Consider the following 19621-nt stretch of genomic DNA (forward strand, 5'->3'; position numbering starts at 1 on the left):
TTATGCACGCCTTTTCAGGCGTCGTCAAACACGCCTAGTCGGGCAGGTGCAAATAATGTTGCGCCAGCTCCGTAAACGCCCCGATCTGGGGGTCGACTCCCGTCTCCTGCGCCAGGATGGCGCCGGCGGTTTGGGCCATGCAGCCCGCCAGCCGGGCATCGAGAAACAGCAGGCGCGAGCGCCGTGCCAGCACGTCTTCCACGACTCTAGCGTACTCATAACGGGCGGCAAAGCGCACCATGGCTTCGCTCAGGCCGCCGCCCAGCGGCACATCCGCACCGGGCAATGACTGCACCGCACCCTGCTCGCTGCCATAGGCGTGCAGCCCTGGTGGATCGCTGATCCTGGGGCGCTTCGTCCGGGCCACGCCTTCGCCGCCCACCAGCAGCAAGTCAGCAGTTACCCCCGATTTTTTCCGTGCCAGCAGGGAGGCATCGAAGCATTTCTCCAGCACATCTTCGGCCATGGCGCGGTAGGTGGTCCATTTGCCACCCGTCACGGTCACCAGGCCGCCGCGGCTGACCAGCACGGTATGTTCGCGGCTCAGCCCCTTGGTGTGGTCGCCGTCATCATCGGGTGGCTTGACCAGCGGGCGCAGGCCGACCCAGATGCTTTTCACGTCGGCGCGGGTCGGCGCCCGGTTCAGATACCGGGCTGCCTCGCGCAGGATGAACTCGACCTCTTCCCTGAACGGTTCGGGCTCGCGGGCCAGGTCATGGCGCGGCGTGTCGGTGGTGCCCAGAATGACCTGGCCCAGCCACGGCACGGCGAAAAGCACGCGCCCGTCGGCGGTCCGCGGCACCAGCAGCGCATGGTCGCCCGGCAAAAACGCGCGGTCCACCACGATGTGCACGCCCTGGCTGGGCGCCACCATGGGTTTGGCGATGCGCCCGATCGCCTCGCCGTCTTTCTGGCGCAGTTCGTCGACCCAGACGCCCGCGGCATTGATCACGCAGCGCGCCCGCAGTGTGTAGCAGCGCCCGGTCTCGTGGTCCTCGCAGGTCAGCCCCACCACCTTGCCGTCCTCGTGGATGAGATCGGTCGCCGCGCAGTAATTGACCAGCAGGGCGCCGCGCTGTGCCGCCGTGCGCGCCAGCGCCAGCGCCAGCCGCGCGTCGTCAAACTGGCCGTCCCAGTACATCACGCCGCCCTTGAGGCCCCGCGGCTGCACCGTGGGCAGGTAGCGCAGGGTCTTCGCGCGGCCCAGGAACTCCGTCTTGCCCAGACCGGCCTGGCCGGCAAGCGCGTCATAGATCACCAGGCCGGCGCCATAAAACGGGGTTTCCCACAATTTGTAGGACGGCATCACGAACGGCAGCGGCGTGGCCAGGTGCGGGGCGTTGTGCAGCAGCCGGGTGCGTTCGTGCAGCGCCTCGCGCACCAGAGAAATATTGCCCTGCGCCAGGTAACGCACGCCGCCATGCACCAGCTTGGTGGCGCGCGACGAGCTGCCCTTGGCGAAATCGTATGACTCGACCAGCACCACCTTGAAGCCGCGCGCCGCGGCATCCAGCGCCACGCCCAGTCCGGTGGCACCGCCGCCGATGACGGCCACATCGTACTGATGCGGCTCGGCCAGGCGGGCCATCAGGTCTTCGCGCCGGGTGGCCAGGGGTGTGGGTGCAACGGTCATGGGCGCGATTGTCCCTGCAGTCCGGGGCGGCTCATGGGGCCCACGCCCTGGAGCGGGCCACCGCCTGGCGCCAGCGCGCCAGCTTGGCGCTGCGGAGTGCATCCGCCACGGCAGGTTCGAAGCGACGCTCGACCGCCCACTGCGCGGTGATTTCATCGGCGCCCGACCAGAACCCCGTGGCCAGCCCGGCCAGGTACGCCGCGCCCAGCGCCGTGGTTTCGGTCACCTGCGGGCGCACCACGGGCACGCCCAGAAAATCGGCCTGCATCTGCATCAGCAGGTTGTTGCGGCAGGCCCCGCCGTCCACCCGCAGCTCCTTCAGCGCAAAGCCCGCGTCCCGGGCCATGGCGCCGAACATGTCGGCCACCTGCAGCGCGATTGATTCAAGCGCGGCCCGCGCGATGTGGGCGCGGGTGGTGCCGCGCGTCATGCCAATGAGGGTGCCGCGCGCGTGGCCGTCCCAGTCGGGCGCGCCCAGACCGGCGAAGGCCGGCACCAGATACACGTCACCGGTGTCGGGTACGCTGGCGGCCAGCGCCTCCACCTCGTCGGCCGAGGCAATCATTTGCAGACCATCACGCAGCCACTGGATCGTGGCGCCCGCCATGAAGACCGAGCCTTCCAGGCAATAGGCGGTGGAATAGGCGGTGGCCTGGCGGTGGTGGCGCGCCTGGTCGCCCGCGGCCCCGGCGGGGCCCTGCCAACCGACGGTGGTCAGCAGCTGGTTGCGGCTCGGCACGGCGGCCGTGCCGGTGTTCATCAGCATGAAGCAGCCCGTGCCATAGGTATTTTTGGCCATGCCGGGCGCGAAGCAGGCCTGGCCGAAGGTGGCAGCCTGCTGGTCGCCCGCCACGCCGGCAATGCGGATCGGCGCACCGAACAGCGCGGCCTCGGTCTCGCCCAGCACGCCGCTCGACGGCAGCACCTGCGGCAGCACGCTGCGCGGAACATGGAGCAGCGCCAGCAGCTCGTCGTCCCATTGCAGCGTGCGCAGGTTGAACAGCAGCGTGCGCGAGGCGTTGCTGGCATCGGTGGCGTGCACCCGCCCGCCGGTCAGGTTCCAGATCAGCCAGCTGTCGATGGTGCCAAACGCCAGCTCGCCGCGCTCGGCCCGGGCGCGGGCGCCGGGCACGTGGTCCAGCAGCCATTCGAGCTTGGTGCCCGAGAAGTAGGCGTCCAGCACGAGCCCGGTTTTTTGCTGGATCCGCTTTGCGTGGCCGCGCGCGCGCAGCTGGTCGCAGCGTGCAGCCGTGCGCCGGTCCTGCCAGACGATGGCCGGCGCCATGGGTCGGCCTGTCTGGCGGTCCCACAGCACCGTGGTTTCGCGCTGGTTGGTGATGCCGATTGCTACTATATTGAGAGCCGCTTGCGTATGTCCTGCCTGGGTTACAGCCATTTTTCTTATACATTCGCGGGCCACCGCCAGTTGCGACACCCAGATCTCCTGCGCGTCATGCTCGACCCAGCCGGGCTGCGGAAAATGCTGCCTGAATTCCTGTTGCGCCAGCGCCGCCACCCGGCCCGCCCGGTCGAACAAAATGGCCCGCGAACTGGTCGTTCCCTGGTCGAGTGCGAGGATATAGTCCATAAGGAGACGAGGGTAGCGCAAGGCCGGGCCGGCGCGCACTGGTGTTTGCCAGCAACGACCCCCACCAACGATCGGACGACACACTCATGACCACCAGCACCTCCCCTTTACGCAGTGAACGCATCGCCTTCATCGGCGGCGGCAACATGGCCAGCGCCATCATCGGTGGCCTGATCAAGCAGGGCCTCGCGCCCGGCCAGATCGACGTGGTCGAGCCGTTTGCCGAGGCGCGCGACAAGCTGCAGAGCCAGTTCGGCCTGACGGCACAGGCCGCGCCCACGGCCGCGCTCGGACAGGCCGCGCTGGTGGTCTGGGCCGTCAAGCCGCAGACCTTCAAGGAGGCCGCGCTGCAGACCCGTGCTCATACCCAAAGCGCGCTGCACCTGAGCGTGGCGGCCGGCATCCGCTCAGACAGCATCGCGCGCTGGCTTGGCACCGAGCGCGTGGTGCGTGCCATGCCCAACACGCCAGCACTGATCGGCAAGGGCATGACGGCGCTGTTCGCGCGCGCCGCCGCAACAAGCGCAGACCGGCAGCAGGTCGAGCGCGTCATGGCCCCGACGGGTGACTGCCTGTGGGTCGCGCAGGAGGTGCAGCTGGACGCCGTGACCGCGCTGTCGGGTTCGGGGCCGGCCTATGTGTTTTATTTCATCGAGGCCATGACGCAGGCCGGGGTTGACATGGGCTTGCCGCACGCGCAGGCGCAGCAGCTGGCGGTAGGCACCTTTGTCGGCGCGTCCGAGCTGGCGCGCGCCGGGGGCGAGCCGCCCGAAGTGCTGCGCCAGCGCGTGACCTCCAAGGGCGGCACCACCTATGCCGCGATCAGTTCGATGGAGCAGGACGACGTGAAGGCGCTGTTCATGCGCGCCATCCACGCAGCCCAGCAGCGCGCGCACGAACTGGGCGACGAGTTCGGCGCGAGCTGATTACCGGGCCACATACGCCAGCGCGATGCCCGCGAACATGGTGAAACCGAGCCAGTGGTTCAGCCGGAAGGCCTTGAAGCAGCCCTCGCGCGAGCGCGTGCGGATCAGCGTGTAGTGCCAGACGACCTGCGCCAGTGCAATGGCGATAGCTATATAAAAAATAGCACCTAACGCATGACTGGTAAGGGCTATAGACCAAATCAGCATGAAAACCAGGTAGCTTGCCGTGACCACCGGCACATCGAGGTGCCCGAGCGTGATGGCCGAGGTCTTCATGCCGATCTTGAGGTCGTCGTCGCGGTCCACCATGGCGTATTCGGTGTCGTAGGCCAGCACCCAGAACAGGTTGCCCACGAGCAGCACCCAGGCCAGCGGCGGCACCCGCGACTGCACGGCGGCAAAGGCCATCGGAATGCCGAAGCTGAAGGCCACGCCCAGCACCGCCTGCGGCATGGAGACAAAGCGCTTGGCATAGGGATACACCAGCGTGATGGCGAGCGCGGCAAATGACCACGCGACCGTGATCGTGTTCGTGGTCAGCACCAGCGCGAAGGCCAGCAGCGCCAGCAGCGCGCCAAAGCCCAGCGCCTCTTTCGCCGATATCGCGCCGGTCGTCACGGGCCGCTGCGCCGTGCGCTTGACGTGGCGGTCGAACTCGCGGTCGGCCACGTCGTTGATGCAGCAGCCGGCGCTACGCATCAGGATGGTGCCCAGCGTGAACACCACCAGCAAATGCCAGCCCGGAAAGCCGCCCGCCGCGATCCACAAGCCGCTCAGGGTCGGCCACAGCAGCAGCAGCCAGCCCGCGGGCCGGCTCCATCGGATCAGGTCCAGGTACAGGCCGGCCTTGCGGCGCAGCGGAATGCCGGCTTGTGCAGGCGTCATGGTGGAACTCTCTCCTCAGGACAAACGTTTCACGCCCGGCAGCTCGCAGGCGTAGATGGCATTGCGCAGCGCGGCGATGGCCTCGTAGCGCGTGAAGCTGCGGCGCCACGCCAGCACCACGCGGCGCGTGGGCGGGTCGCCATCGAACGGCAGGTATTTGACGTAGGCCTGGTCGAGGTGCCTGCGTTTCGACCCGGGATGCAACGCCTCCTTCGGGACCGACAGGCGCGGCACCAGCGTCACGCCCATGCCGGACGCCACCATGTGCTTGATGGTCTCCAGCGACGAGCCCTCGAAGCTCTTGCGGATGCCCTCGGCATCGCTGGAAAAGCGCGCGAACTCGGGGCAGACCTCGAGCACGTGGTCGCGAAAGCAGTGGCCCGTGCCCAGCAGCAGCATGGTCTCCTTCTTGAGCGCTTCCGACGTGATGGTGCTTTGCGCGGCCAGCGGGTGGTTGTACGGCACGGCGGCCAGAAACGGCTCGTCGTACAGCGGCGCGATCGCCAGCCCGGTGTCGGGAAACGGCTCGGCCATGATGGCGCAGTCGATCTCGCCAGTGCGCAGCATCTCCAGCAGCTTGATCGTGAAGTTCTCCTGCAGCATCAGCGGCATCTGCGGTGTGTGGGCGATCGCCTGGCGCACCAGATCCGGCAACAGGTACGGGCCGATGGTGTAGATGATGCCCAGGGCCAGCGCCCCCGCCAGCGGGTCCTTGCCGCGCTTGGCGATCTCCTTGATGTTGGCGGCCTGCTCCAGCACGCTTTGCGCCTGGCGCACGATGTCCTCGCCCAGCGGCGTGACCGTAACCTCGTTGGCACTGCGCTCGAACAGCTTGACCTCGAGCTCGTCCTCGAGTTTCTTGATGGCGACCGACAGCGTCGGCTGCGAGACATAGCAGGCCTCGGCGGCCCTGCCGAAGTGCTTTTCACGGGCAACGGCCACGATGTATTTGAGTTCGGTCAGGGTCATAGCGCTATTGTGCGTCCACGCGTGCGGGCCCGGAAGCGAAACCGCTTTCTGAGAAACCGCTCGATCGTTATTTGAGAACTGACTACCGCCATGGGTCCATTGCCGTCAGTGGTGATTTCGACAAGCGGACCTTCAAAGGTTGAATTCGGCGAGCTGCAAGACTCATCGCTTGTGGAGATCCGCTGAAATGACCTGTCATGCGTCATGTCTTCACGGGTTGCATCAGGTGTGCGATCGCTCCGGTGGGGTCTGCAACAATACAAATGCGGCCGACATCCGGCACGTCATGCGGGGGAACCACTACGCTTCCTCCGAGCAGTGAGGCCTGCTTGGCGCATTCCTCCACATCATTGACTGCGATATAGAAATGCCAAAACGGCCCCTTGCCCGGTGTATCGGGTGTTGGGTTCATCATTCCAGCAACATCTTGGCCATTTCTCTGAAACAGGGTGTAAATGCCAAATGGTCCTGCATCGACTTTCTTGAGCGTCCATCCGAACAGCTGACTAAAGAACGTCCCACTGCGCGCTTGGTCGAAAGTGACCAATTCGTGCCAGATAAACGGGCTTTGATTTGCCATGGGTTCTCCCTTTTGTTGCAGGTTGATGTCACCGTAGCGCCAGCGCCTCAGGCCTTGAGATATTCCGCCCTGCCCCCTAACCACCGCTGCACATGCTTCTCCGCCAGTTCGGGGTGCTGGTCCAGCATCTGCGGCGCCAGCTGGCGCGCCCAGTCCAGCAGGTCGGCATCGAGCGCCAGATCGGCAAAGCGCAGCAGCGGCGCACCGGACTGGCGGGCCCCGAGGAACTCGCCGGGGCCGCGAATCTCCAGGTCGCGCCGCGCAATCTCAAAGCCGTCGCCGGTCTCGACCATGGCCTTGAGGCGGGCCCTGGCGGTTTCGCCCAGGCGCGGCGCCTCGCCGGTGGAGTACAGCAGCACGCAGGCCGAGGCCGCTGCGCCGCGCCCGACTCGTCCGCGCAGCTGATGCAGCTGGGACAGGCCAAAACGCTCGGCATGCTCGATCACCATCAGCGAGGCGTTGGGCACGTCCACGCCGACCTCGATCACGGTGGTGGAAACCAGCACGCCCATCTGGCCGCCGGTGAACAGCGCCATCACCGCCCTTTTCTCGGCCGCCGGCATGCGCGAATGCAGCAGGCCGACCATGGTGGCTTTGCCGCCGTTCATGCGCGCGCCGGCGAGCGCTTCGCTCAGCGCCGCGTGGGTCTGCGTCGCGTTGACCAGGTCCAGCGCTTCGCTCTCTTCGATCAGCGGGCAGACCCAGTACACCTGCCGGCCCTGCGCCAGCTGGGCGCGGATGCGCTCTATCACCTCGTCGCGGCGCGATTCGTGCACGAGCTTGGTGACGACGGGCGTGCGCCCCGGCGGCAGCTCGTCCAGGGTCGAGACCTCCAGGTCGGCGTAGTAGCTCATGGCCAGCGTGCGCGGGATCGGGGTGGCCGTCATCATGAGCAGATGCGGTTCCTGCGCGTCAGCCGTCATCTTGCTGCGCAAGGCCAGCCGCTGCGCCACGCCAAAGCGGTGCTGCTCGTCGATGATGGCCAGCGCGAGGCGCTTGAACACGACCTTGTCCTGGATCACCGCATGGGTGCCGATCACCAGCGCCGCCTCGCCGCTTTCGATCAGCGCCAGCATCTCGCGCCGCTCTTTGGCTTTCTGGCTGCCGGTCAGCCAGGCGGTGCGCAGGCCCAGCGGGGCGAGCAGGGGCTCGAGCCAGCCGATCAGTTTGCGAAAGTGCTGCTCGGCCAGGATTTCGGTCGGCGCCATCAGCGCGCACTGCCATCCCGCGTCGATGCAGATGGCGGCGGCCAGCGCGGCCACCACGGTTTTGCCGGAGCCGACATCGCCCTGCAGCAGGCGGTGCATGGGAGCGGGCTGGGCCAGGTCGCGTGCGATCTCCTCGCTCACGCGGCACTGGGCACCGGTCAGCGCAAACGGCAGCACGGCCAGCAGCTTTTCGTGCAAGCCGCCGCGCCGCGGGCGCAGCGCCGGCGCGCGCAAATGCTCGCGCGCGCGCTTCGCCTGCAACTGCGACAACTGCTGCGCCAGCAACTCCTCGGCCTTGAGCCGCTGCCAGGCCGGGTGGCTGTGATCTTCCAGCGTGGCCAGCGCCACGTCGGGGGCGGGATGGTGCAAAAATGATAGCGACTCGCGCAGACTCCATAAGGGCTGCAGGCTGATTTTGCTTGAATTTCCGCTTGAACCCGGCAACTCCGGCGCGGGCAGCGTGTCCGACAGGTCGGCATGCGCCAGAGCGCCCAGCACGGCCTTGCGCAAGTACGCCTGCGGCAAGCCGGCCACCGTGGGATAGACCGGCGTCAGCGCCGTGGGCAGTTCGCCGCCGGCCGCGCGGAACGAGGGGTGCATCATCGTGAGGCCCCCAAAGCCGCCCCGGACCTCGCCGCGCGCGCGAATGCGCGCACCCACCGCCAGCGCCTTTTGCTGCGACGGGTAGAAGCTGAAGAAACGCAGCAGGCAGGTGTCGGAGCCGTCATCTACCGTCACCAACAGCTGGCGGCGCGGGCGAAAGCTGACCTCACAGGCCGTGACGGTCGCCTCGATCTGCACCGTGTCGCCCTCGCGCACATCGGCCAGCCGTACGATGCGGGTTTCGTCCTCGTAGCGCAGCGGCAGGTGCAGCGCCAGGTCGATGTCGCGCCTCAACCCTAGCTTGAGCAAGGCTTTTTGAGCCGGGCTCGTGGTCGGTTTGGCGGGCGGCGCATCTAGCATGGGACAATTCTGCCTGCACTTCCGTCCCGCTTTTTAACTTGGCACGGGTTCGTCCAGCCCTCAAGCACCATGCATCACTCACTCCCAGGCGCGCCGCGCACCTTCACCCTCAGCGATTTCGATTTCGCACTGCCCCCCGAACTGATTGCCCAGCACCCCACCGCCGAGCGCAGCGCCTCGCGCCTGCTCGACGGCCGCGGCGCGGCGCCGGTGGACCGCATCTTCCGCGACCTGCCCGCGCTGCTCAACCCCGGTGACTTGATGGTGTTCAATGACACCCAGGTCATCAAGGCGCGCCTGTTCGGCGAAAAACCGACCGGCGGCAAGGTGGAGCTGCTGGTCGAGCGCGTGCTGTCCGGCAACCAGGTGGCGGCGCACATGCGGGTGAGCAAAAAGCCGGAGCCTGGCACCACGCTGGCGCTGGCGGGTGGCGGCGGTTTTCGCGCCACGCTGCTCGGGCGCTGGCCGGACGAGCAAGGCGCCATGTTCCGGTTTGTGCTGTCCAACGATGCGGGCGACGACCCTTACGCCTTGATGGAGCGCCACGGCCACGTGCCGCTGCCCCCCTACATCACCCACACCGATTCGGAAGAGGACGAACGGCGCTACCAGACGGTGTTCGCCAAAAACCCGGGCGCGGTGGCGGCACCGACGGCCGCCCTGCACTTCGACGAAGCGCTGCTGGCCGCGCTCGACGCGCGCGGCGTGCAGCGCGCCAGCGTGACGCTGCACGTGGGCGCGGGCACCTTCCAGCCGGTGAAGACCGAGGACCTGGCGCAGCACCAGATGCACAGCGAGTGGTACGACGTGCCCGAGGCCACGCAGCAGGCTATCCAGGAGTGCCGCGCGCGCGGCGGGCGCCTCATCGCCATCGGCACGACCACGGTGCGCACGCTGGAAGCCATGGCCGCCAGCGGCCAGACTCGCGGCGACACGCGCATCTTCATCACGCCGGGGTTTGACTTCAAGTTGATTGACGGCCTGATTACCAACTTCCACCTGCCCAAGTCCACCCTGATGATGCTGGTCAGCGCCTTCGCCGGCTACGAGCACATCATGGCGCTGTACCACCACGCGATTGAATCGCGCTACCGATTTTTCAGCTATGGCGACGCCATGCTGCTCACCCGACAAGCCCCCGACCATGCTGCAATTTGAACTGCTCAAGACCGATGACGCACAGGGCGACTACGCCGGCTCGCACGCGCGCCGCGGCCGCCTCACGCTAAACCACGGCGTGGTCGAGACGCCCATCTTCATGCCGGTGGGCACCTACGGCACCGTCAAGGGCGTGCTGCCGCGCAGCCTCGAAGAGATGGGCGCGCAGATCATCCTCGGTAACACCTTCCACTTGTGGATGCGCCCGGGGCAGGACGTGATGGCGAGTTTTGGCGGGCTGCACCAGTTTGAGAAATGGAGCCGGCCGATCCTGACCGACTCGGGCGGCTTCCAGGTCTGGTCGCTGGGCGAGATGCGGAGAATCACCGAAGAAGGCGTGCACTTTGCGAGCCCCGTGAATGGCGACAAGCTGTTCATGTCGCCCGAGGTGAGCATGCAGATCCAGACGCTCCTGAACAGCGACATCGCGATGCAGCTGGACGAATGCACGCCGTACGAGACCAAGGGCCACATCACCACTGAGCGCGAGGCGCGCCAGTCGATGGAAATGAGCCTGCGCTGGGCCACGCGCAGCCGGGACGAGTTCCAGCGGCTGCAGAACCCGAATGCGCTGTTCGGTATCGTGCAGGGCGGCATGTTCGAGAACCTGCGCGAAGAATCACTGGAGCAACTCGTCGCGATGGACTTCCCCGGCTACGCAATCGGCGGCGTCAGCGTGGGCGAGCCCAAGGACGAGATGCTGCGCATCATGGCGCACACGCCGCACAAGCTGCCGGCGCACAAGCCGCGCTACCTGATGGGCGTGGGCACGCCCGAGGACTTGGTCGAAGGCGTGGCGCAGGGCGTGGACATGTTCGACTGCGTGATGCCCACGCGCAACGCGCGCAACGGCACGCTGTTCACGCGCTTCGGCGACCTGAAGATCCGCAACGCGCGCCACAAGACCGACCACCAGCCGCTGGACCCGAGTTGCACCTGCCACGCCTGCGCGGGCGCGTCTGGCGTCGCTTGGGCCGACGGTGGTCGCGACGGCTTTTCCCGCGCCTACCAGCACCACCTGGACCGCTGTGGCGAAATGCTCGGCCCCATGCTGGCCAGCATCCACAACCTGCACTACTACCTGAACCTGATGCGCGAGGTGCGCGAGGCGCTCGATGGGGGGCGGTTTGGTGAATTCGTGCGGCAGTTCAAGGCGGACCGGGCGCGCGGGGTTTAACCGGGTTCGGGCGGCCGTTCAACATCCCAGCCGGTCCGAGAGCGCCAGGAAGTCGCGCGCATGCAGCGTATTGCGCAGGTCGGGCGAAACATCCTTAATCGCGGCGAGCCCCAATTCCGCAGGGCGTTCGACGTAAGCCGTCTTCAGGCCGCAGGCGCGCGCCGCCGCCAGATCGTCGTGGTGCGCCGCCACCAGCATGACCTCGTCAGGCGCAACGTCGAAGACCTTGGCGGCCCCGAGGTAAACGGCCGGGTCGGGCTTGTACTTTCTGAAGACCTCGGCGGACAGGATGCAATCCCACGGCAGGCCGGCCCGTTTCGCCATGTCGGTCAGCAGGCCGATATTGCCGTTGGACAGCGTGCAAATGATGTATTTCGACTTCAGCCGACGCAAGCCTTCGACCGCATCGGGCCAGGCGTCGAGCCGGTGCCACGCCTTGTTGAGGTGGCGCTTTTGCGCTTCCGTCAGGTGCGTGATGTGGAACTGGTCGAGAACGTCGTCCAGGATCAGGCGGTGCAGGTCGTCGATCAGCGTCCAGCCCAGTTCGCCCGACATGACGCGGCGCATGGCCGGCTGGTAGCCGGCGCGCCAGGCCAGCGCAAATGCGTCGGGGTCCACGGCCAGCTCCAGCGCGGCGACTTCGCGCGCGATGCCGCCATGCCAGTCGACCACCGTGCCGAACACATCGAACGCCAGCACCTTGAGCGATTCACATCCCGTAGAAGCCATATTTTTACCCCGCATAAGGAACGCGAGTATTGTCTGGTAAACACATGCGCCCTGTACGCGCCGGCCCGCCCGTTGCAGAATCCACGGGCACGGCGCGCATGGCGCGGCGTGCAAGGAGATTCTCATGACCCGCAAAACACCCATCGAACGCTATCGCAACATCGGCATTTCGGCCCATATCGACGCCGGCAAGACCACGACCACCGAGCGCATCCTGTTCTACACCGGCGTGAACTACAAGCTGGGCGAGGTGCATGAGGGCACCGCCACCATGGACTGGATGGAGCAGGAGCAGGAGCGCGGCATCACCATCACCTCAGCCGCGACCACGGCGTTCTGGAAGGGCATGGCCGGCAACTATCCCGAGCACCGCATCAACATCATCGACACGCCCGGTCACGTGGATTTCACGATCGAGGTCGAGCGCTCCATGCGCGTGCTCGACGGTGCCGTGATGGTGTACGACGCGGTCGGTGGCGTGCAGCCGCAGTCGGAAACCGTCTGGCGCCAGGCCAACAAGTACCAGGTGCCGCGCATCGCCTTCGTCAACAAGATGGACCGCGTGGGTGCCGACTTCCTGCGCGTGCAGCGCCAGATCGGCGAGCGCCTGAAGGGCGTGGCCGTGCCGGTGCAGATTCCGATCGGCGCCGAAGAGCACTTCCAGGGTGTGGTCGACCTTGTGAAGATGAAGGCGATCCTGTGGGACGACACCAGCCAGGGCGTGCATTTCGAATACGCCGACATCCCCGCCGATCTGCTCGCCACGGCCACCCAGTGGCGCGACAAGATGATCGAAGCGGCCGCCGAAGGCAGCGAGGCCTTGCTGGAGAAATACCTGGCCGGCACGGCTTTGAGCGAGGACGAAATCAAACAGGGCCTGCGCCAGCGCACGGTGAGCAACCAGATCGTTCCCATGCTGTGCGGCAGCGCGTTCAAGAACAAGGGCGTGCAGGCGCTGCTCGACGCCATCCTCGACTACCTGCCCTCGCCCGTCGATGTGCCCGCGATCCGGGGCCACAGCGAGGACGACAAGGAGATCGAGCGGCACCCGGCCGACAACGAACCGTTCTCCGCGCTGGCGTTCAAGATCATGACGGATCCGTTCGTCGGGCAGCTGATCTTCTTTCGCGTCTATTCGGGCGTGGTCAAGACCGGCGACACGGTGTACATCCCCGGCAAGACGCGCAAAGAGCGACTCGGACGGATCCTGCAGATGCATGCCAACGTGCGCCAGGAAATCAAGGAAGTGCAAGCGGGCGACATCGCGGCCGCGGTCGGTCTGAAGGACGTGACGACCGGCGACACGCTGTGCGACCCGGACAAGGTCATCATCCTCGAGCGCATGATCTTTCCCGAGCCGGTGATCTCGCAGGCCGTCGAGCCCAAGACCCAGGTCGACCAGGAAAAGATGGGGATCGCGCTGCATCGTCTCGCGCAGGAAGACCCGTCGTTTCGAGTGCAGACCGACGAGGAATCGGGCCAGACCATCATCTCGGGCATGGGCGAGCTGCACCTGGAGATTCTGGTGGACCGAATGCGGCGCGAGTTCGGCGTCGAGGCCACGGTCGGCAAGCCGCAGGTTGCGTACCGCGAGACCATCAAGCAGGCGGTTAAAGACGTCGAAGGCAAGTTCATCAAGCAGTCGGGCGGGCGCGGCCAGTACGGCCACGCGGTGCTGAACCTGGAACCGCAAGCCCCGGGCAAGGGCTATGAATTCGTCGATGCGATCAAGGGCGGCGTGATCCCGCGCGAATTCATTCCGGCGGTGGACAAGGGCATCCAGGAGAGCCTGAAGGCCGGCGTGCTCGCAGGCTACCCGGTGGTCGACGTCAAGGCCACGCTGGTGTTCGGCTCGTCCCACGATGTCGACTCGAACGAGAACGCGTTTCGCATGGCCGGCTCGATTGCCTTCAAGGACGCCATGCGCCGCGCGCGGCCCATCCTGCTGGAACCGATGATGGCGGTCGAGGTCGAGGTGCCGGAGGACTTCATGGGCAACGTGATCGGCGACCTGTCGACGCGCCGCGGCATGATCCAGGGCATGGAGGACATCGCGGGCGGCGGCGGCAAGCTGGTGCGCGCCGAGGTGCCGCTGGCCGAAATGTTCGGCTACTCGACCACGCTGCGCTCGCTCACGCAGGGCCGCGCCACCTACACCATGGAGTTCAGGCACTACGCGGAGACGCCGCCGAATATTTCCGAGGCGGTCATCCGCGGCCAGAGCAGCCGGTAGGCCGCTGCGGTCCGCGCCCGCTCAAAAGTGCTTGCTCAGGCTCACGTAGAGGCTGCGCCGCAGGCCGTACTGCGGTGCACCGACGCCGACGCCCGTGCCATCGCGCAGCAGGTAGGTTCTGTCGAACACATTCAGCAGCGAGACCCGCCCCTGCAGGTCGCCCTCGGCCTGCTTCCAGGTGTGCATGAAGGCCGCGTTGACCACGGTGTAGCCCGGCAAGGTGCCGCTGTTCGGCGCTCCCCCCTCGGGCGTATTGCGCAGCCCGCTGCCGAACAGCAGGTCGCCGCTGACCTGGTTGTCGCCGAACCGGTAGCTGGTGCCCGCCGACAGCGTGTAGGTCTGGTTGTGATCGAGGTAGATGTAGTGACTGGCAATGTAGGCCAGCTCGGCCGCACCGAATAGGGACTGGCTGGAAATGATGTTGCTGCCCTGCGCTCTTTGAACCGCGAAATTCACATAGCTGGCCCAGTGCGCAGCGTCGTACCGGGCCGACAGCTCGAGTCCGCGCGCGTAGCCTTTGGCGTAGTTGAAGGGGGACAAAATCAGCGCCTGCCCGAACTGGCCTTCGTCCAGCAGGTTCCTGATGTTCTTGTAGTAGGCATCTGCCGACAGCGTGAGCCTGTCGTTCACCTTGTGCGACGCGCCGACATCGAAATAGTCGGTGCGCTCCGCCTTCACCGGATCGGAGCTGCTGACCTCGGGCTGGTTGGTGGTACCCGTATAAAGATTGATGCTGGCCTGGGAGGCCAGCTCCTGCGGCGGCGGCGTGAAGTAGCGCGCGTAACCTGCATGCAGGGCGGTGGCCTCCGTCAGCTTGTAGGCCAGGTTGACGCGCGGGCTGAGCTGGTGCTCCGTCGTGAAAGCGTTCACGGCATCGAAGCGCAGCCCGTAATTCAGCGTCAGCTTGGGGTTGAGCCGCCACTCGTCCTGCGCGTACAGGCTGAACAGCTGCCCGATCTTGCCCGAGTTGTCGGTGATCGTCAGCGGATCGCTGCCGGACTGGCTGCCGTCGGCGCCGACCGGGAAAACCGCCACCGAGTTGTCGCTTCGCGTGGCCTGGCGCGTATAGGCGGAGCCGAAGCGCAGCATATGGTCCGAACTGGCCTTGTACGACGCATCGAATTGCAGGCCGTTGGCCGTGTTCGAGCGCAGCGTGTTGGAGGCGACGCCGTTGTAGATCAGATCGCCCACGGGATCGGGCAGATAGTGCAGGTCCGAGTACTGGTGGAACGCCGATATCTGGTAGTCGAGCTTGTCCAGGGACTTCTGGAACGACAGCACGGCAAACCGGTTGACTTCGGTTTGCTGCTCCCGCACGTCGCTTGACGGCAGGGCGTTGAAGCCTGTCGCGGTGTCGCTGAACCCCGTCAGCGAGTAGCTCGGCATCTGGCCGGGATTGGTGGGGATCTGGAACTTCCCGTTGTACGTGCCGAACATGAAGCCGATGCGGGTGCTGTCGTCCACGAAGTACGAGAAATTGCCAAACGTCTTGCCCTGGCGCGTGTGGTCGTTTTGCGGGTTCAGGGTGGGCTGCGGATTCTCGATGCCGTTGTCGTTCGACACCAGACTGCCCGACAGGTAGTAGCTCAGGTTGCCTTTCGCGCCGTAGAACGACGCATTCTCTTCCTGGGTGTTGTGGCTGCCGAGCACCAGCCCCAGCGAGCCGCCGGGCTTGGCCAGGCCTTCCTTGGTCTGGATATCGACAATGCCCGCCGTGCGCAGGCCGTACTGCGCGGGCAGCGCACCGGTCAGAAAGTCCACCGACTGCACGTAGCGCGTATCGATCGACTGGCCGAAACCGGAAATGCTTTCCGGCAATTCCACGCCATTGATGCGGTACTGCACGTTGCCATGGTCGTCGCGCACGTGGATGGAGCCGGAGGCGGTCGAGTCCTTGGAAACGCCGGGCACGCGCAGCAGGACCTCGTCGAACGGTGTGGCGTCGCCCTGCCCCAGCGAGTCGATGAGCGAGCGGTCGATGCGGTACACCGTGGTGCCCACCTTCGGGGTCAGGTCGATGCCGGTTTTTTTCGACTGCTGCACGGTGATATCCACCGTGGAGAGTGTGCCGGCGTCATCGGCCGCGGGTGGCACATCGGCGGGCGGTGCGGCCCACGCCCCCAGGCTGGTCAACATGCCCGACAGACAAAAAACAAGCGGACGCAATTGAAACGAATGCATGGACAAACCTCCAGAACCATGGCGAACGGGACGCCGGCGATGCGCCGGCGTCTGACAGGAAACCTCAGGGAATGGCCGTTTCCGGCGCTGTCACAAGGTTCGCGTGGGAGGTCCGCAGATGCACGGGAACGGCACCGCCTCTGCGTGGTGCAGGGATGCCGTGGGCGTCCGCTCGAGCGCGTAGAGCGGGACGTACGAGGGAACGGGGACGGCGACGGGAACCACCGTGTCGGAGACCGCATGCACGACCGCGGCGCAAATGGCGCAGTCGTATTCTTCGCCCGCCGGGTGATGATGGGTCGCCGCGGTGGACACGAGCAGTGCAAAGGCGAGCGCCACCACCACGGCCAGCCAGCGCCATGCGCTGGCGCGTCGGCGCAGCAGGTCGAGCGGGTTCGCGGAGGGTGGGGCGTTGCTTGCGGTCACGGCGTGATTATGGATGGAACACGCGTACGCGAGGCGGCGCTCGCCGCGGCCGCACGGCAGCAGGTGAAACCCTCGGCTTCGGCGCAAATGGTTGCGCACGCAACTATATCAATCTATAATCGCGCCCACTCCTCCACCGCCATCCGGATGCCCATGACGACCGCCTCTTCCTTCCCCGACAAAGTCCCGGTGGTCATTGCCGGTGGCGGCCCGGTCGGCCTGTCGCTGGCGGCGCTGCTGGCACGCCACGGCGTCGCCTGCCTCGTGCTGGAGGCCGATGCGTCGTACTGCGAGGGGAGCCGGGCCATCTGCATCTCGCGCCGCTCGCAGGAAATCCTCGGCTGGGTCGGCGCCGACCGTCCCCTGGTCGACAAGGGCCTGTCGTGGGTCGGCGGGCGCAGCTACTTCCAGGGCACCGAAGTGCTGCATTTCAAAATGCCGAGCGAGCCCACCGAGCGCTTCGCGCCGATGGTCAACATCCAGCAGTACTACATCGAGCAGTACGCGCACGCGGCGGCGGCGCGCATCGGCGGGGTCGATGTGCGCTGGTCGGCCCGCGTGACGCAGGTGCGACCTCAGGCCGCAGGCGTGGACGTTGATTTTGAAACGGCGGATGGCGCCACGCACAGCGTGCACACCGACTGGCTGGTCGCCTGCGACGGCGGGCGCAGCACGGTGCGCGAGCAACTGGGCCTGCAGCTCGAGGGCATGCAGTACGAGGGGCGCTACGTGATCGTGGACATCGAGCAGGACACGCAGCGCGCCGTGGAGCGCCTGGCCTGGTTCGACCCGCCGTCCAATCCGGGCTCCACCATCCTGATGCACCGCCAGCCCGACAACGTCTGGCGCATCGACTACCAGGTTGCCGATCACGAGGATCCGGTGGAGGCGGTCAAACCCGAGAACGTGCTGCCGCGCGTGCAGGCGCACCTGGACATGATCGGCGAGACGGCGCCCTGGAAGCCTCTGTGGATTTCTATCTACAACGCCAAATGCCTGACGCTGCCGAACTACCGGCACGGCCGCGTGCTGTTCGCGGGCGATACGGCGCACCTGGTGCCGATTTTTGGCGTGCGCGGCCTCAACTCGGGGCTGGACGATGCCGGCAACCTGGCCTGGAAGCTGGCCCTGGTGCAGCAGGGTCACGCCAGCCAGGCGCTGCTGGACAGCTACTCCGTGGAGCGCGTTCTGGCAACGCGCGAGAACATCGCCTACGGCGCCAAGAGCACCGAATTCATGGCCCCGCCGCACCACGGCTTTGCGCTGATGCGAGAGGCCGCGTTGCGGCTGGCAACGGTGGCACCCAGCGTGCGCCCGCTGATCAACCCGCGCCAGTCGGCGCCGATCGAGTATGCGGGCTCGCCCCTGAACCAGCCGGAGCGCGCTGGCGCCTTTGCGGGCAGCGCCCATGCCGGCCTGCCGGCGCCCGAGGCCTCGCTGCAAACCCTGCAGGGCCCGGGGCACCTGACGACACTGTTCGGCACGTGTTTTGTGGCACTGTACTTCTCCAGCGAGCCCGATGTGCCCGCGACCTTGCAGCAGTTTGCCGGCACCGGGCGCGCGGGCGCTGCCGCGCTGCGCCTGGTGCGCGTGGCGGCCCGGGGCGCTGCGAACGCCGACACGGTCGTCGATGCGCTCGGGCAGGCCTGGCAGCGCTACGACGCGGCCGAAGGCACGCTCTATCTGATCCGGCCCGATGGCTACGTCATGGGGCGCTGGCGCGACGCCGCAGCGTCGCCCGCCCCCATTACTGCGGCGCTTGCACGTGTCCTGACGGAGACCCCCCATGAGTGAAGCCCAGCTTGAGTTGACCTACACCGCACTGGCAGAATGCATCGGCCGTGTTGGCGAAAATAAAACCTCCCTGCTGCTGGCAACGCTGGCGCTGGATCTGCTGAGCCAACAGGCGGATGTCAAGACCGCACTCGCGCACATTTTGCAGGCCGAGCGGCTCGCCAACACCTGATTCATTTTTGAAGGGACCCCATGCAAGCTGTCACCACCCTGATCCGGCAATTCCTGTGCGTTGGCCTGCTGGCGGTCGCCGCCTCGGCATCCGCTCAAACCTACCCGACCAAACCAATTGAATGGGTGGTGCCATATCCCGCAGGCGGTGGCACCGACGTGGTGGCGCGCATGCTGGCAGACGCCATGGGCAAGACGCTGGGCCAGACCCTCATCATCACCAACAAGCCGGGCGCCGCCACCAACATCGGCGCGGACTATGTGGCCCATGCCAGGGCCGATGGCTACACCCTGCTGTCCGCCGACACGGGAACGCTGGCAGCCAACCCGGCGCTGTACCGCAAGCTCAACTACAGCGCGGAGAAGGACTTTGCCCCGGTCGGGCTAATGGCGCGCTTCCCGATGATTCTGGTGGTGAACACCAAGGTTCCGGTAAAGAATCTCAAGGAGTTCATCGCCTGGGCCAAAAGCCAGAGTGACGGAGCCAACTTCGCCACACCGGGCTCGGGCAGCCCGCACCATCTGGCTACGGAATTGTTTGGCCAGCAGGCCGGCTTGAAGTTGACGCATATCCCCTACCGCGGCGCCGCCCCCGCCATCCAGGACGTGGTCGGCGGCCAGGTGCCCTTCATGTTCGTCGACACGGCCAGCGGCTCCTCCTTCATCGCCGCCGGCAAACTGCGCCCGATCGGCATTGCCAGCGCGCGGCGGGTGAAGAATTTCGACACCATTCCCACACTCGCCGAGCAGGGTCTGAAGGGTTTTGAAGCCTATGCCTGGCAGGGGCTGGTGGTACCGGCCGCCACCCCGGCGGACATCGTGGCCAGGCTGAACAAGGCACTGGTGCAGGCGCTGGACTCGACCGACGTGAAGGCGCGCTTCCAGACCCTGGGCCTCGAAGCCATTCCCAGCACCCCGGTGCAGATGGCGGCCTACACCAGGAGCGAACGCGACAAATGGGGCGCCGTGATCCGCGCCAGCGGCATCAAACTGGATTGAC

At 66.4% G+C, this 19621-nt stretch carries 16 protein-coding genes; 7 read left to right on the plus strand and 9 right to left on the minus strand.

Translation table 11 applies throughout. The annotated features are described in order from the left end of the window. Nucleotides 1–34: 34 nt before the first annotated feature. Nucleotides 35–1633, minus strand: a complete 1599-nt coding sequence (locus EUB48_RS19490) for a glycerol-3-phosphate dehydrogenase/oxidase (RefSeq protein ID WP_142820731.1) — start codon at nucleotides 1631–1633, stop codon at nucleotides 35–37. Between the two features lie 31 nt (nucleotides 1634–1664). After that, nucleotides 1665–3221 (minus strand): glycerol kinase GlpK, encoded by a 1557-nt coding sequence (gene glpK, locus EUB48_RS19495; protein WP_142820732.1) that lies wholly within the window; start codon nucleotides 3219–3221, stop codon nucleotides 1665–1667. A gap of 86 nt (nucleotides 3222–3307) precedes the next feature. On the opposite strand from glpK, the gene proC reads away from it, so the two are divergent. After that, nucleotides 3308–4147: a pyrroline-5-carboxylate reductase gene (gene proC / locus EUB48_RS19500; RefSeq protein WP_142820733.1), complete on the plus strand. Its 840-nt coding sequence runs from the start codon at nucleotides 3308–3310 to the stop codon at nucleotides 4145–4147. Here the strand turns inward: proC and ubiA are convergent, their stop codons facing one another. From ubiA to recG, 4 genes are all read right to left on the minus strand, one after another. Then, a complete protein-coding gene (gene ubiA / locus EUB48_RS19505; protein ID WP_142820734.1) occupies nucleotides 4148–5032 on the minus strand; it encodes a 4-hydroxybenzoate octaprenyltransferase in 885 nt (294 codons plus the stop codon). 15 nt (nucleotides 5033–5047) lie between these two features. Next, on the minus strand, nucleotides 5048–6001 hold the full coding sequence (locus tag EUB48_RS19510) for a LysR substrate-binding domain-containing protein (RefSeq protein WP_142820735.1): 954 nt from the start codon (nucleotides 5999–6001) through the stop codon (nucleotides 5048–5050). Between the two features lie 202 nt (nucleotides 6002–6203). Continuing rightward, nucleotides 6204–6581 (minus strand): VOC family protein, encoded by a 378-nt coding sequence (locus tag EUB48_RS19515; RefSeq protein ID WP_142820736.1) that lies wholly within the window; start codon nucleotides 6579–6581, stop codon nucleotides 6204–6206. A gap of 47 nt (nucleotides 6582–6628) precedes the next feature. Beyond that, nucleotides 6629–8752 carry an ATP-dependent DNA helicase RecG gene (recG, locus tag EUB48_RS19520; protein ID WP_142820737.1) on the minus strand — a complete coding sequence of 708 codons (2124 nt, stop codon included), beginning with the start codon at nucleotides 8750–8752 and terminating at the stop codon, nucleotides 6629–6631. A gap of 69 nt (nucleotides 8753–8821) precedes the next feature. Between recG and queA the strand changes: the two genes are divergently transcribed. Both queA and tgt read left to right on the plus strand, forming a co-directional pair. Then, on the plus strand, nucleotides 8822–9910 hold the full coding sequence (queA, locus tag EUB48_RS19525; RefSeq protein WP_142820738.1) for a tRNA preQ1(34) S-adenosylmethionine ribosyltransferase-isomerase QueA: 1089 nt from the start codon (nucleotides 8822–8824) through the stop codon (nucleotides 9908–9910). Then, complete coding sequence (tgt, locus tag EUB48_RS19530; RefSeq protein WP_142820739.1) at nucleotides 9897–11087, plus strand: tRNA guanosine(34) transglycosylase Tgt; 1191 nt, start codon at nucleotides 9897–9899, stop codon at nucleotides 11085–11087. The genes queA and tgt overlap by 14 nt, the downstream gene beginning before the upstream one ends. 18 nt (nucleotides 11088–11105) lie before the next feature. On the opposite strand, the gene EUB48_RS19535 is transcribed toward tgt, so the two are convergent. Next, a complete protein-coding gene (locus tag EUB48_RS19535; protein WP_142820740.1) occupies nucleotides 11106–11816 on the minus strand; it encodes a haloacid dehalogenase type II in 711 nt (236 codons plus the stop codon). A 124-nt stretch (nucleotides 11817–11940) separates the two neighbouring features. On the opposite strand from EUB48_RS19535, the gene fusA reads away from it, so the two are divergent. Beyond that, the gene (gene fusA, locus EUB48_RS19540) at nucleotides 11941–14049 is read left to right on the plus strand and encodes an elongation factor G (protein WP_142820741.1); all 2109 of its coding nucleotides are present in this window, start codon (nucleotides 11941–11943) and stop codon (nucleotides 14047–14049) included. 21 nt (nucleotides 14050–14070) lie between these two features. Here the strand turns inward: fusA and EUB48_RS19545 are convergent, their stop codons facing one another. Then, nucleotides 14071–16230 (minus strand): TonB-dependent receptor, encoded by a 2160-nt coding sequence (locus EUB48_RS19545; RefSeq protein ID WP_244618270.1) that lies wholly within the window; start codon nucleotides 16228–16230, stop codon nucleotides 14071–14073. 90 nt (nucleotides 16231–16320) lie between these two features. Next, a complete protein-coding gene (locus EUB48_RS19550; RefSeq protein WP_142820742.1) occupies nucleotides 16321–16656 on the minus strand; it encodes a hypothetical protein in 336 nt (111 codons plus the stop codon). A 153-nt stretch (nucleotides 16657–16809) separates the two neighbouring features. On the opposite strand from EUB48_RS19550, the gene EUB48_RS19555 reads away from it, so the two are divergent. From EUB48_RS19555 to EUB48_RS19565, 3 genes are read left to right on the plus strand one after another with little or no spacing between them, the layout of a single operon-like run. Further along, nucleotides 16810–18450, plus strand: coding sequence for an FAD-dependent oxidoreductase (locus EUB48_RS19555; protein ID WP_244618271.1), 1641 nt, complete (start codon nucleotides 16810–16812; stop codon nucleotides 18448–18450). Then, nucleotides 18443–18622, plus strand: a complete 180-nt coding sequence (locus tag EUB48_RS19560; protein ID WP_142820744.1) for a hypothetical protein — start codon at nucleotides 18443–18445, stop codon at nucleotides 18620–18622. The genes EUB48_RS19555 and EUB48_RS19560 overlap by 8 nt, the downstream gene beginning before the upstream one ends. Nucleotides 18623–18642: 20 nt before the next feature. Beyond that, entirely contained in the window at nucleotides 18643–19620 is a 978-nt protein-coding gene (locus tag EUB48_RS19565) for a Bug family tripartite tricarboxylate transporter substrate binding protein (protein ID WP_142820745.1), read from the plus strand. Nucleotide 19621: the final 1 nt, after the last annotated feature.

Source organism: Rhodoferax sediminis (genome assembly GCF_006970865.1).
Classification (GTDB): domain Bacteria; phylum Pseudomonadota; class Gammaproteobacteria; order Burkholderiales; family Burkholderiaceae_C; genus Rhodoferax_A; species Rhodoferax_A sediminis.